13 protein-coding genes and 3 tRNA genes are annotated in these 11,595 nt (G+C 76.0%); 8 read left to right on the top strand and 8 right to left on the bottom strand.

Annotated features, from left to right (window positions below; genetic code table 11):
- Nucleotides 1-10: 10 nt before the first annotated feature.
- Nucleotides 11-385 carry an antibiotic biosynthesis monooxygenase family protein gene (locus K1Y72_RS27280; RefSeq protein ID WP_220169345.1) on the bottom strand — a complete coding sequence of 125 codons (375 nt, stop codon included), beginning with the start codon at nt 383-385 and terminating at the stop codon, nt 11-13.
- 245 nt (nt 386-630) lie between these two features.
- On the opposite strand from K1Y72_RS27280, the gene K1Y72_RS27275 reads away from it, so the two are divergent.
- The 6 genes from K1Y72_RS27275 to K1Y72_RS27250 all read left to right on the top strand — a co-directional run bounded on the left by K1Y72_RS27275 (nt 631) and on the right by K1Y72_RS27250 (nt 3,390).
- Complete coding sequence (locus K1Y72_RS27275) at nt 631-999, top strand: hypothetical protein (RefSeq protein WP_220169333.1); 369 nt, start codon at nt 631-633, stop codon at nt 997-999.
- A gap of 80 nt (nt 1,000-1,079) precedes the next feature.
- Nucleotides 1,080-2,177 (top strand): cellulose binding domain-containing protein, encoded by a 1,098-nt coding sequence (locus K1Y72_RS27270; RefSeq protein ID WP_220169332.1) that lies wholly within the window; start codon nt 1,080-1,082, stop codon nt 2,175-2,177.
- 42 nt (nt 2,178-2,219) lie between these two features.
- The gene (locus tag K1Y72_RS27265; protein ID WP_220169331.1) at nt 2,220-2,984 is read left to right on the top strand and encodes a fumarylacetoacetate hydrolase family protein; all 765 of its coding nucleotides are present in this window, start codon (nt 2,220-2,222) and stop codon (nt 2,982-2,984) included.
- Between the two features lie 123 nt (nt 2,985-3,107).
- Nucleotides 3,108-3,179 (top strand) — tRNA-Gln (locus tag K1Y72_RS27260).
- A gap of 29 nt (nt 3,180-3,208) precedes the next feature.
- Nucleotides 3,209-3,281, top strand: a tRNA-Glu gene (locus tag K1Y72_RS27255).
- Between the two features lie 36 nt (nt 3,282-3,317).
- Nucleotides 3,318-3,390, top strand: a tRNA-Glu gene (locus tag K1Y72_RS27250).
- 61 nt (nt 3,391-3,451) lie between these two features.
- Here K1Y72_RS27250 and K1Y72_RS27245 read toward each other — a convergent pair.
- The 7 genes from K1Y72_RS27245 to K1Y72_RS27215 all read right to left on the bottom strand — a co-directional run bounded on the left by K1Y72_RS27245 (nt 3,452) and on the right by K1Y72_RS27215 (nt 9,480).
- Nucleotides 3,452-3,862 carry an NUDIX hydrolase gene (locus K1Y72_RS27245; protein WP_220169330.1) on the bottom strand — a complete coding sequence of 137 codons (411 nt, stop codon included), beginning with the start codon at nt 3,860-3,862 and terminating at the stop codon, nt 3,452-3,454.
- Nucleotides 3,855-4,655, bottom strand: a complete 801-nt coding sequence (locus K1Y72_RS27240) for an SAM hydrolase/SAM-dependent halogenase family protein (RefSeq protein ID WP_220169329.1) — start codon at nt 4,653-4,655, stop codon at nt 3,855-3,857. The genes K1Y72_RS27245 and K1Y72_RS27240 overlap by 8 nt, the downstream gene beginning before the upstream one ends.
- A gap of 33 nt (nt 4,656-4,688) precedes the next feature.
- Nucleotides 4,689-4,997: a DUF202 domain-containing protein gene (locus K1Y72_RS27235; protein ID WP_220169328.1), complete on the bottom strand. Its 309-nt coding sequence runs from the start codon at nt 4,995-4,997 to the stop codon at nt 4,689-4,691.
- A gap of 31 nt (nt 4,998-5,028) precedes the next feature.
- Nucleotides 5,029-5,418, bottom strand: a complete 390-nt coding sequence (locus K1Y72_RS27230) for a YidH family protein (RefSeq protein ID WP_220169327.1) — start codon at nt 5,416-5,418, stop codon at nt 5,029-5,031.
- A 150-nt stretch (nt 5,419-5,568) separates the two neighbouring features.
- The gene (locus tag K1Y72_RS27225) at nt 5,569-6,201 is read right to left on the bottom strand and encodes a MerR family transcriptional regulator (protein ID WP_220169326.1); all 633 of its coding nucleotides are present in this window, start codon (nt 6,199-6,201) and stop codon (nt 5,569-5,571) included.
- 78 nt (nt 6,202-6,279) lie between these two features.
- On the bottom strand, nt 6,280-8,625 hold the full coding sequence (locus K1Y72_RS27220) for a glycoside hydrolase family 3 protein (protein ID WP_220169325.1): 2,346 nt from the start codon (nt 8,623-8,625) through the stop codon (nt 6,280-6,282).
- A 135-nt stretch (nt 8,626-8,760) separates the two neighbouring features.
- On the bottom strand, nt 8,761-9,480 hold the full coding sequence (locus K1Y72_RS27215) for an IclR family transcriptional regulator (protein WP_220169324.1): 720 nt from the start codon (nt 9,478-9,480) through the stop codon (nt 8,761-8,763).
- A 97-nt stretch (nt 9,481-9,577) separates the two neighbouring features.
- On the opposite strand from K1Y72_RS27215, the gene leuC reads away from it, so the two are divergent.
- Both leuC and leuD read left to right on the top strand, forming a co-directional pair.
- Complete coding sequence (leuC, locus tag K1Y72_RS27210) at nt 9,578-10,975, top strand: 3-isopropylmalate dehydratase large subunit (RefSeq protein WP_220169323.1); 1,398 nt, start codon at nt 9,578-9,580, stop codon at nt 10,973-10,975.
- 12 nt (nt 10,976-10,987) lie between these two features.
- A complete protein-coding gene (leuD, locus tag K1Y72_RS27205; RefSeq protein WP_220169322.1) occupies nt 10,988-11,578 on the top strand; it encodes a 3-isopropylmalate dehydratase small subunit in 591 nt (196 codons plus the stop codon).
- Nucleotides 11,579-11,595 lie beyond the last annotated feature (17 nt).

The following is an 11,595-nucleotide window of genomic DNA, read 5'->3' as shown; positions in this document are numbered from 1 at the left end:
TCGCGTGCGTTCAGGCGACCTTGGGGTCCGCGCTCTGCACGACCTCGAAGCTCCACAGCTCGGCGCCGCCCGCGACCGGGCCGCCGTGGCCGTGCCCGTGGCCGTGCCCGTGGCCCGCGCCGGCCTCGGAGCCCTGGGCGTCCTTGGCGGCCTCGGCGTGGCCGCGCTGGAACGCCTGGCTCTCGGTCCAGCGCTGGAAGTCCTCCTCGGACCGCCAGCGGGTGTACACGAGATAGCGCTCGGTGCCCTCCACCGGGCGCAGCAGCTCGAACCCCTCGAAGCCGTCGGCGGACTCCACCAGCCCGGCCCGCCCCGCGAACCGGCGCTCCAGCTCGTCGCGCAGCTCGGCGCTCACGGTGAGGACATTGATCTTGACCACGGACATGCGGGCCTCCGCCTCGACGCTCTCCTCGACACTGGGCACGACCCTATCCGCCCGCTCCGCGCCGGGCGGCGACCACCACGACCTGCGATGATGACGGTGTGCACTCGGTCGGCTACGTGAAATTTCACCAAACCTGGCCAAAGCGGTGGCGCGATCACCGCTCGACGGCCACCATGAGTAGCCGAGAAGCGGAGGGCACCCCGATGGCACGCCCGGAATCCGCTCGACCGAACCGGAGAGAACCGATGCCTGCCCGACCCTGGAGCGCCGCGTCGCTCGGGCCCGCCGCCCACGAGCCGTGGGTGGACGTGGCGTTCGGCCTCGGCGGGCTGTACGAGCGCGACGGGGACCTCGCGGTGGCCGCCGAGTGGTACCGCCAGGCCGCCGAGGAGGGCCACGCCGAGGCCCGGCTCCGGCTCGGCGACGTGCTCGGCCGCCTCGCCGACGCGCAGCGCACCGGCGCCGCCGAGGACCTGCTCGCCGAGGCCGGCCGCTGGCTGTCCGGCGCGCCCGACCCGACGTCCCCGGACGCCATCGGGCTGCTCACCGACCTGCTGAACCGGCACCAGCGCCAGGCGGCCCGGCGCGGCCTGGCGCCCGCCGCCGCCGGCTGACGGGCCGCCGCGGCGGCCGTGAACCGACCGCCGCCCTTGATCGTCAAAGGGGGGCGAGTGCCCCGACGAAGGACGGCGAGTTGAGCGGCGACGAGAGCGGCTACGTACCCCCCGACCACCGGACGACCGCGGAGTTCGCCGTCCCGGCGCCCGGCGGCGGCCGGTCCCCGGCCGGCGGGACGCGCGCGGACGATCCCATCGAGATCAGCCCGCTGCCGGACTACCCGGCGCAGCGGGACGACGCCCCCGCCGGGCCCCCGGCCGGCCAGTCCGCCGAGCCGCCCGCCGAGCCGCCCGCCACGGTGGTGGACGACCGCGTGGTCGCTCCGGCGGGCGCCACGCCGACCGTCACCGACCTGCGCATCGAGCGGGCGGGCGACCCCACCCGGACGGCGCCGCCCGGCCCGCCCGCGGCCGTGGAGCAGCCCGCGCCGGGCGCCCCGCGGCTCCCGCCGCTGCCGCTCACCCCGCCCGGCGGCGTCCCGGCGGCGACGCCGCAGCCGGGGCCGGGCGCGCCGCCGCCCCCGCCGCCCGCAGGGGCGCCGCAGGGCGGCGGTTCCTCGCGGCGCCGCACCCTCGTCCTCGCGCTGGTGGCCGCCGCCCTCGTGATCGTCGCGGGGGTCGCGGCGGCCCTGCTGCTCGGCGGGGGCGAGGACGAGGACAAGGCGGGGGCCCGGGCCCCGGCGCTCCGCCCGTCCTCCGCCGCCCCGTCCGGACCGGCCACCGGCGCCCCCGGCACGGAGCCGGGCGCCGTCCCCGGCAGCGCTCCCGGCAGCGCCCCCGGCGGGGAGCCCAGCGCGGCCCCGGGGAGCCCGCCCGCGCCGCAGCCGTCCGCCGCCGCCTCCGCGCCCCCGATCGGCCCCCTCGTGCAGGGCGACGGCGTCACCTACCAGCTCGTCGAGCAGGACGACGGCTACTACGAGGGCCGCATCACCTTCACCAACACCACCGGGAAGCCGCTGAAGACCTGGCGGCTGGCGTTCCGGGCGCCCGGCGGCACCGTGACGAACGTGTGGGGCGGCCGCCTCGCCAAGGGCGGCGGCGACGCGGTGATCGAGAGCGCGCCGGGCGCCGCGCCCGTCCCCGCCGGCGCCGAGTGGGAGGTCCGGTACGGGGTCGCGGGACCGCCGGCGCGGCCGCAGGGGTGCCGCCTGGACGGGCGGGCCTGCGGCTTCTGACCGCTCCCGGTGCCGCAGGTGGGCGCCGTATAGGCTCGGGCCATGCGTATCGCGAGGTTCTCCACCGACGAGGGCATGGCCTTCGGGGTGGTCGAAGAGAACACCGTCGCCGTCGTGGCGCCCCACCCCTTCGGCGAGCTCACCTTCACCGGCCACCGCCTGCCGCTGGAGGACGTCCGGCTGCTGGCGCCGATCCTGCCGAGCAAGGTCATCGCGATCGGCAAGAACTACGCCGCGCACGCCGCCGAGATGGGCGGCGAGGCGCCCGCCGAGCCGCTGATCTTCAGCAAGCCGTCCACCGCGGTGATCGGGCCGGGGGAGGCCATCGCCTACCCCGAGAAGCTGTCCGAGCGCGTCGACTACGAGGGCGAGCTCGCCATCGTCATCGGCCGCCTGGTCCGCGAGCTGCCGGCCGCCCGCGCGCACGAGGCCATCCTCGGCTACACCGTCGCCAACGACGTGACCGCCCGCGATCTGCAGAAGCGCGACGGGCAGTGGACGCGGGCCAAGGGGTTCGACACCTTCTGCCCGCTCGGCCCCTGGATCGAGACCGAGGTCGACCCGGCCGACCTCGCCATCACCACCACCGTGAACGGCGAGACCCGGCAGGACTCCCGCACGTCCCTGCTGATCCACGACATCCCCTCGCTGGTGGAGTACGTGAGCCAGGTGATGACGCTGCTGCCCGGCGACGTCATCCTCACCGGGACGCCCGCCGGCGTCGGCCCGCTGAGCGTCGGCGACGAGGTCACGGTGACCGTCGAGGGCGTCGGCAGCCTCACCAACCGGGTCGTCGCGCGTGACTGAACGCGCGGCCGGAACGGGGTCCGCCCGCGTTCGGGTATTCGTTTTGGCGCAGGTCCCCGAGTCCTGTAGTCTCTTCGAGGCGCGAGCGAACGGCCCGGGGAACCGGGGGGACGCGAGCGGCACTGGGGTATGGTGTAATCGGCAGCACGACTGATTCTGGTTCAGTTAGTCTAGGTTCGAGTCCTGGTACCCCAGCTGGTCCGATCTGATCGGATCGAGTTCAGGCCCCCGTCGTCTAGTGGCCTAGGACGCCGCCCTCTCAAGGCGGTAACGGCGGTTCGAATCCGCTCGGGGGTACGCGTGGGAGGCTCCGGCCGTCCCGTACGCAGACGGGCTCCCGTCGTCTAGTGGCCTAGGACGTCGCCCTCTCAAGGCGGTAACGGCGGTTCGAATCCGCTCGGGAGTACGAGCGAGGACCCCGACCCTTCCCGGGTCGGGGTCCTCTCGCGTTCCCGGGCCTTTCCCGCCTACCGGGCGGGTCGGCGCAGCATGCCGTGCCCCGCCGCCAGGTCCCAGGCGGCCTGGGAGGCGGGCGCGAGCAGGGCGCGGTCGGCCGGGCCGACGTAGCGGAGCTCGTCGATCTCGCCGGCCGGGCGGAACTCGCCGGTGTGGCCGCTCGCGAAGCAGGCCATCCGCACGCGGGCGAAGGCGGGCTGGTCGTGCGCGGCGGCGGTGAGCACGCCGAGCGGGCGGAAGGAGGGCCGGTCCAGCTCGACGCCGAGCTCCTCGCGGACCTCCCGCGACACCGCGGTCCAGTCGTCCTCGCCGGGCTCGCGCTTGCCGCCCGGCAGGTACAGCAGGTCCCGGCCGCGCGAGCGGACCGCCAGCATCCGGCCGTCGCGGGCGTGCACCCAGGCGACGACGTCCAGCTCAGCCATGGGGGCCGAGGCCCTCGACGGTGACGGGCGCTCCGGCGCCCAGCCCGAACCGCTCCGCCGCCGACCCCCGGTTGACCGCGAGGCCGAGCAGCCCGGAGGAGTCGATCCAGAGCAGCGGCTCGCCCTCGGCGACGCTGCCGAACGTCGCGACGAACGGCGCGCGGACGCCGCCGCCGTCCCAGGAGACCCGCAGGACGGTCCCGTGCGGGATCTCGCCGAGTTCGGCGGGTCCGGCGGACAGGATCAGGCTGCCGTAGCGGTCGGCGTACAGCACCGACGTGATGAGCGTGCCCTCGTGCGCGCGCGGGGGCGGCACGTCCAGGGGGAGCAGGCCGGTCGCGGGGCCGAGGTCGGCGAGGTCGGCGCCGTTCGCCAGGTGCGCGGCGGCGGGCGCGAAGACGTCGCGGCCGTGGAAGGACGTGGAGACCTCGGGCAGCCGGTAGGCGGGGTCCTCCAGGCGGTGCGCGGCGAGCGCGCCGCCGAGCGCGGCCGCGGCCGGGGCCAGCAGCCCGTTGTCGGGGCCGACGAGCACGTCGCCGCGCCCCGTCCGGACGCCGACGGGGTGCCGCGCGGTCCCGACGCCCGGGTCGACGATGCCGACGTGCACGCCGACGGGCAGGTAGGGGAGCGCCTGGGCGAGCAGCATCGCGCCCTCCGCGACCGCGTACGGGGTGATCTCGTCGCTGAGGACGTGCACCCGCGCGTCCGGCGCGATCCGGTGCACGACCCCGGCGCAGATGCCGGTGTAGGCGGCCCCGAAGTCGGTGGCGAGGCTGATGTAGGGACGGCTCACGCGGCCACGCTAACAAGGCCGGGCCGGGGCGGCTCACGCCAGGGCGAAGACGACGCCGAGGGCGCCGAGCAGCACCGTCGTGCCCGTCGCCATCAGCACCGACACCGGGTCGGCGACGGCCCGGCCCGCCGCGAGCCGGCGGGCGCGCCGGTGGTGCTGCCGCCAGGCCCGCCGGAACTGCAGGGAGGCGGCGGCGCAGACCGCCGCGCCGGCGAGGCCCGCGGCCGTGGCGTCCGGGGCGAGCCGGACGCAGAGCAGCCCGGCGACGATCAGGGCGAGGGTGGTGCGGGACCAGGCGAGCGCCGTCCGCTCGGGCTGCGCGCCCCGGTCCCAGAGCGTCACGGGCGTGCCGGGCGGCGCGGGCGGCGCGGCGTCACCGGGTCACCAGCAGCGCGGCGAGCAGCACGACGGCGCCGATCGCCAGGCCGTAGGACAGCAGCGGCGCGAGCGCGGGCGGCGGCAGCGTCTCGGCCCGGCGGAGCGCCCGCTCGGTGCGCAGCCAGCGGTGGAACGCGAGGCCCGCGACGAGCGCGCCGGTGGCGGCGAAGCCGGCGGCGAGGGCGGCGCGGAGCGGCGCGGCGAGCAGGTGCCCGCTCAGCGACAGCCCGATGCCGGCGGCGATCATCGCGAGGGCGGTGCGGATCCAGGCGAGGAAGGTGCGCTCGTTGGCGAGGGTGAAGCGCGGGTCGGGGTCGCTGCCCTCGGCCAGCAGCCGGTCGGCCCAGCGGCCGCCGGTGGATTCGGGGGATTCCAGCGCACTCATGATGGGTCGATTGTATCGGCGATCGCGCCATTCACGAGGGCCGGGATTCACCGATGAATTCCGATATGAAAGAGCGGAATTCTTCGGTAGGCGCAGGTCAGGACCGTTCCGCCGCGTCGCGGGCGGGAAATCCAGGCGCCATTCCGCCGGTCAGCCGGCGCCGAAGTGGCGGGCCGCCGCGTGCTCCTGCGCCAGCCGGTGCAGGGCGATGAGCACCTGCTCGTACACCGCGGTCGACACGACCGCGCAGTGCAGCGCGCGGCCGCGCGGGCCGCCGTCCGGCCCGAGGCGGGCGGCGCCGTGCTCGGCGATCTCGCCCGCCGCGCGGATGTAGGGCCGCAGGTCGGCCAGCGTGATCGGGAACCCGAGCCGGCGGAGCTCGACGAAGCCCTGCGCGAGCAGCTCGCGCGCGGGGGCCCGCTCGGACACCTGCCAGCCGAGCTCGCCGAGCAGCGCCGCGACGTCCTCGCGGGCGGCCCGCCGGTCCGGGCCGGCCTCGGGGGCGGCGTGCGGGCCGAGCGCGTGCTGGGCGGCGCGGATCAGCTCGGCGGCCGGCACCCGCTCGTCGTCCAGCAGGCCGACGACCCGCTTGACGGTGGCGACGGGCAGCCCGCCGAGCTCGCGCAGCGCCTTGATCAGCCGCAGCCGCTCCAGGTGGCGCCGGTCGTACTCGGCCCGGGTGCTGCCCGCCGCGGCGCCGCGCGGCAGCAGCCCCTCCCGCATGTAGTACTTGATCGTCTGAACGGTCAGGCCGCTGCGGTCGCTCAGCTCGGAGATCTGCATTCCGTCACCTCTCGGTCACCGCCTGGAAGGATCGTAGGTCGCGGCGGGTCCGGCCGGGCGGCCTTTGCGGAATGCGGTTCAGCCCACCTCGGTGGCGAGCCGCAGGTCGGCGATGGAGCGGCCGGCCTGCAGGTGGTAGGCGGCGGGCAGCCGGTCGTCCAGCGGCACCCGGACGGCGGCGCTCTCGCCCGGCCCGGCCTCGACGACGGCGAAGCCGGCCAGCCGGATCGGCGTCCCCTCGCCGAAGGCGTAGAGCTGGACGACCTCGCGGCCGGGCCGGTCGCCGGCGTTGCGGACGAGCACCTCGGCGACGCCGTCCTCCACCGACAGGGCGTCGTACTCCCAGGTCGTGTAGCCGAGGCCGTGCCCGAACGGGTAGGCGATGTCGGCGGCGGCGTAGTGGCGGTAGCCGATGGAGGTGCCCTCGGTGTAGGCGAGGGTGCCGTCCCCGTCCGGGACGACGGGCAGCAGGTGCTCCTCGGTCGCCGGGTGGGTGGTGGGGAGCCGCCCGCCGGGCTCGGCGGCGCCGGTCAGCACGTCGGCGAGGGCCGCGCCGCCCTCCTGGCCGGGCAGCCAGGCCCACAGCAGCGCGCCGACCTCGCCGCGCCAGGGCGTCAGCACGGGGGCGCCCGCGTTGACGACGACGACCGCGTCGGGGCGGGCGGCGGCGACGGCGCGCACCAGCTCGTCCTGGCGGCCGGGCAGCCGCAGCGTGGCGCGGTCGAAGCCCTCGCTCTCGACGTCGTCGTTGGTGCCGACCATGACGATCACCGCGTCGGCGGCCGCGGCGGCCCGCACGGACGCGGCGAGCTCGGCGTCCTCGTCCAGGTGGGGCGCCCAGTGGCCGAGGCCGAGGACGACGCCGAAGCCGCCGGGCCGCAGCTCGTGGCGGAGCTCGACCGCGACGCGCCGCCCCGCCTTCAGCTCGGCCTCCACCCGGTGCTCGGGCGGGCGGACGAGCGCCTCGACGGCGTCCGCGCCCTCGGGGAGCCGCTGCTCGATCACGGTGGTGGCGCCGTCCAGGTCCAGCTCGAAGCGGCCGATACCGGTGACGGCGAAGGTGTGCGCGCCGTCCTCGGCGACGGTGACGGCGGTGCGGGCGCGGATCCGCCGGGTCCCCTCCGGCAGCCCGCCGATCAGCTTGAACGCGGCCGCCCGCCGGTGCTCGGAGGCCAGGACGGCGCCGTCGCCGTCCAGGTACTCCAGCCGCACCCCCGGCTCGCCCGTCTCGGGGTCGGCGGTGATCTCCAGCGGCAGGGGCGCCAGCCGCTCGTGCGGGTACACGCCGGCGCGGACCTCGATCTCCGCGCCGTCGCCGAGCGCCGCGCGCAGCCCCTCCAGCGGGGTGACGACGTGCTCGGGGGTGACGTGCGCGCTGCCGCCGCCCTGCGCGCTGAACCGCACCGCGTTCGGGCCGATCAGCGCGACCCGGCGGGGCGCCGCGAGCGGCAGGACGCCGCGGTCGTTGGCGAGCAGGACGGTCGCGGTCGCGGCGAGCGAGCGCAGCCGGTCGCGGGCGTCGGGCGGCGTGGTGGCGGGCGGCGGCGCCGGGTGGCCGTCCAGCGCGCCGGTGCGGGCGGCGAGGCGCAGCACCCGCAGCACCTTGTCGTCGACCAGTTCCGCGGCGACGCGGCCCGCCCGGACGGCCTCGGCCAGCCGGTCGCGCCAGCGCGCCCGCGGGCCGCCGGGCATCTCCACGTCCAGCCCGGCGTTGGCGGACGCCTCGGTGGAGCGGACCGCGAACCAGTCCGAGACGACCACGCCGTCGAAGCCCCACCGGTCCTTCAGCAGCCCGGTGAGCAGCGGCCGGTTCTCGGTCATCGAGACGCCGCCGACGCCGTTGTAGGCGGCCATGACGGCCCACGCGCCGGCCCGGACGGCGTCCTCGAACGGCCGCAGGTACAGGGTCTCCAGCGCCGCGGCGGGGATGTCGGCGCGGTAGGTCATGCGGTCGGTCTCGGAGTCGTTGCCGACGAAGTGCTTGGCGGTCGCGGCGACCCCGGCCGACTGGACGCCCGCCACGAACGCCGCGCCGATCCGGCCGGTGAGCAGCGGGTCCTCGGCGTAGTTCTCGAAGTGCCGGCCGCCGAGCGGGGTGCGGTGCAGGTTGACCGTCGGGGCGAGCTGCACGTGCACGCCCCGGTCGCGGGCCTGCGCGCCGTTCAGCCGGCCCGCCCGCTCGGCGAGCGCGACGTCCCAGGTCGCGGCGAGCGCGCTCGGGTTGGGGAACAGCAGGCCGGTCTCCCGCTCGTCCCAGCTGCGGCCGCGCACGCCGCTCGGCCCGTCGGACATGACGAGGGCGCGGAGCCCGATCCGCTCGACCGCCGGCAGCGTCCAGAAGTCGGCGCCGGTCAGCAGGCCGGTCTTCTCCTCCAGGGTGAGCCGCGCCAGGCGGTCGCGCAGGTCGGACTCGTCGACGGGCATGGCGTCTCCTCGGGTGGGCCGTGCGGGCGGCCGCGTCCGGGCCGTCCCACCCGTCCCTTGCCGCCCGGGGCGCACTCTATGTCGGCGCGGCGGCGGGCCGGAAGGTTTCTTGACCCGGCCGGGTGCGGGCGGCGGTCAGGAGGCCGTCCGGCGCATCCCCTCGGAGATCTTCTCGGCGGCCGCCACCACCGGGCCGGCGTGCAGCCGCCCGGGGGAGCGGGTGAGGCGCTCCAGCGGCCCCGACACCGACACCGCCGCGATCACCCGGCCGCCGGCGCCCCTTATGGGCGCCGACACCGACCCGACGCCCTGCTCGCGCTCGCCGACGCTCTGCGCCCAGCCGCGCCGCCGCACCGAGGCGAGCGTCGTCGCCTCGAACTTGGCGCCGCGGAGGCCCCGGTGCATGCGGTCGGGCTCCTCCCAGGCCAGCAGGATCTGCGCGGCCGACCCGGCCGTCATCGGCAGCGCGGCGCCGACCGGGACGGTGTCGCGCAGGCCGCTCGTGCGCTCGGCGGCGGCGACGCAGACCCGCACGTCGCCCTGGCGGCGGAACAGCGAGGCGCTCTCGCCGGTCAGGTCGCGCAGCTGCGCGAGGATCGGCTGGGCGATCGCGAGCAGCCGGTCCTCGCCCGCCGCGACGGCGAGCTCGGCGAGGCGCGGGCCGAGGATGAACCGGCCCTGGGTGTCGCGGTGGACGAGGCGGTGGTGCTCCAGCGCGACGGCGAGCCGGTGGGCGGTGGGCCGGGCGAGACCGGTGGTCTGCACGAGCTGCGCGAGGGACGCCGGACCGGCCTCCAGCGCATTCAGCACCAGAACCGCTTTGTCGAGTACGCCGACTCCGCTAGAGTTGTCCATGTCTTGATATTGCCGTCTCGTCATATGAGATGCAAGTCGAGGTCGAGGACCGCGGCGCAGAGCAGCGCCGGGACACGAACACAGGTGAGGTGGAGCGATGGGCCGCACATTGGCCGACAAGGTGTACGACGCGCACGTCGTGCGACGTGCCGAGGGCGAACCGGATCTCCTCTACATCGACCTGCACCTGGTGCACGAGGTGACCAGCCCGCAGGCGTTCGACGGGCTGCGCCTGGCGGGCCGCCCGGTCCGCCGGCCCGACCTCACGATCGCCACCGAGGACCACAACGTCCCGACGACCGACCTGCTGAAGCCGATCGCCGACCCCGTCTCGCGCACCCAGGTCGAGACGCTGCGCAAGAACTGCGCCGAGTTCGGAATCCGGCTGCACCCGATGGGCGACGCCGGCCAGGGCATCGTGCACGTCATCGGCCCGCAGCTCGGCCTGACCCAGCCCGGCATGACGGTGGTCTGCGGCGACTCGCACACCTCCACCCACGGCGCGTTCGGCGCGCTGGCCCACGGCATCGGCACCAGCGAGGTCGAGCACGTCCTCGCCACCCAGACGCTGCCGCAGGTCAAGCCGGAGATGATGGCCGTCACGGTGAACGGCTCGCTGCCCGCCGGCGTCACCGCCAAGGACCTCATCCTGGCGATCATCGCCGAGATCGGCACCGGCGGCGGCCAGGGCCACATCATCGAGTACCGCGGGCAGGCGATCCGCGAGCTGTCGATGGAGGGCCGCATGACGGTCTGCAACATGTCCATCGAGGCGGGCGCCCGCGCCGGCATGATCGCCCCCGACGAGACGACCTTCGCCTACCTCAAGGGCCGCCCCAACGCCCCGCAGGGCGCCGACTGGGACGCCGCGGTGGAGTACTGGACGTCGCTGCGCACCGACGACGACGCGGTCTTCGACAAGGAGATCGTGATCGACGCGGCGACGCTCACGCCGTTCGTCACCTGGGGCACCAACCCCGGCCAGGGCCTGCCCCTCGCCGCCTCGGTGCCCGACCCGGCCGCCATCGAGGACCCGACCGAGCGCCAGGCCGCCGAGCGCGCCCTGGAGTACATGGGCCTCACCGCGGGCACCCCGCTCCGCGACGTCGCCGTGGACACCGTCTTCGTCGGCTCCTGCACCAACGGCCGCATCGAGGACCTGCGGGCCGTCGCCGACGTCCTGCGCGGCCGCCGCGTCGCGGGCGGCGTCCGCATGCTGGTCGTGCCGGGCTCCATGGAGGTCAAGGCGCAGGCCGAGCGGGAGGGCCTGCACGAGGTCGTCTCCGCCGCGGGCGCCGAGTGGCGCGAGGCCGGCTGCTCGATGTGCCTGGCGATGAACCCCGACAAGCTCACCCCGGGCGAGCGCAGCGCGTCCACCTCCAACCGCAACTTCGAGGGCCGCCAGGGCCCCGGCGGCCGCACCCACCTGGTGTCGCCCGCCGTCGCCGCCGCCACCGCCGTCACCGGCCGCCTGGCCGCCCCCGCCGACCTGTAAGGAGCCCCGGACATGGAAGCCTTCACCGTCTACACCGGGCGCGCGGTCCCGCTGCGCCGCAGCAACGTCGACACCGACCAGATCATCCCGGCGGTCTGGCTGAAGCAGGTCAGCCGCACCGGGTTCGACAAGGGCCTGTTCTCGGCCTGGCGCGAGGACCCGTCCTTCGTGCTGAACCAGCCGCAGTACGCCGACGCCGGCATCCTGGTCGCCGGCCCCGACTTCGGCACCGGCTCCTCCCGCGAGCACGCCGTGTGGGCCCTGCAGCAGTACGGGTTCCGCGTCGTCATCGCGCCGCGCTTCGGCGACATCTTCCGCAACAACTCCACCAAGATGGGGCTGCTGCCGGTCGTCCTGCCCGCCGAGACCGTCGCGGCGCTGCAGGACCAGGCCGAGCGGGACCCGGCCGCCGAGATCACCGTCGACCTGGAGAGGCGCGAGGTGCGCGGCGGCGCCGTCACGGCGTCCTTCGAGATCGACGACTACACCCGCTGGCGGCTGCTGGAGGGCCTGGACGACATCGGCCTCACCCTGCGGTACGCCGACGACATCGCCGCCTTCGAGGCGGAGCGGCCGTCCTACAAGCCGGTCACCACGGTCTGATCCGGGCGCCCGGACCG

Source organism: Actinomadura parmotrematis, from assembly GCF_019458805.1.
In the GTDB taxonomy this organism is placed as follows: Bacteria; Actinomycetota; Actinomycetes; order Streptosporangiales; family Streptosporangiaceae; genus Spirillospora; species Spirillospora parmotrematis.
This window is presented reverse-complemented; position numbering and strand designations above follow the sequence as displayed.

Excerpts from the sequence above, each read along its gene's own strand:
- K1Y72_RS27245 (WP_220169330.1), bottom strand. The coding sequence starts at position 3,862 with ATGGCTGAGCTGGACGTCGTCGCCTGGGTGCACGCCCGCGACGGCCGG.
- leuC (WP_220169323.1), top strand. The coding sequence starts at position 9,578 with ATGGGCCGCACATTGGCCGACAAGGTGTACGACGCGCACGTCGTGCGA.
- K1Y72_RS27280 (WP_220169345.1), bottom strand. The coding sequence starts at position 385 with ATGTCCGTGGTCAAGATCAATGTCCTCACCGTGAGCGCCGAGCTGCGC.
- K1Y72_RS27265 (WP_220169331.1), top strand. The coding sequence starts at position 2,220 with ATGCGTATCGCGAGGTTCTCCACCGACGAGGGCATGGCCTTCGGGGTG.
- K1Y72_RS27220 (WP_220169325.1), bottom strand. The coding sequence starts at position 8,625 with ATGCCCGTCGACGAGTCCGACCTGCGCGACCGCCTGGCGCGGCTCACC.
- leuD (WP_220169322.1), top strand. The coding sequence starts at position 10,988 with ATGGAAGCCTTCACCGTCTACACCGGGCGCGCGGTCCCGCTGCGCCGC.
- K1Y72_RS27215 (WP_220169324.1), bottom strand. The coding sequence starts at position 9,480 with ATGGACAACTCTAGCGGAGTCGGCGTACTCGACAAAGCGGTTCTGGTG.
- K1Y72_RS27275 (WP_220169333.1), top strand. The coding sequence starts at position 631 with ATGCCTGCCCGACCCTGGAGCGCCGCGTCGCTCGGGCCCGCCGCCCAC.
- K1Y72_RS27230 (WP_220169327.1), bottom strand. The coding sequence starts at position 5,418 with ATGAGTGCGCTGGAATCCCCCGAATCCACCGGCGGCCGCTGGGCCGAC.
- K1Y72_RS27225 (WP_220169326.1), bottom strand. The coding sequence starts at position 6,201 with ATGCAGATCTCCGAGCTGAGCGACCGCAGCGGCCTGACCGTTCAGACG.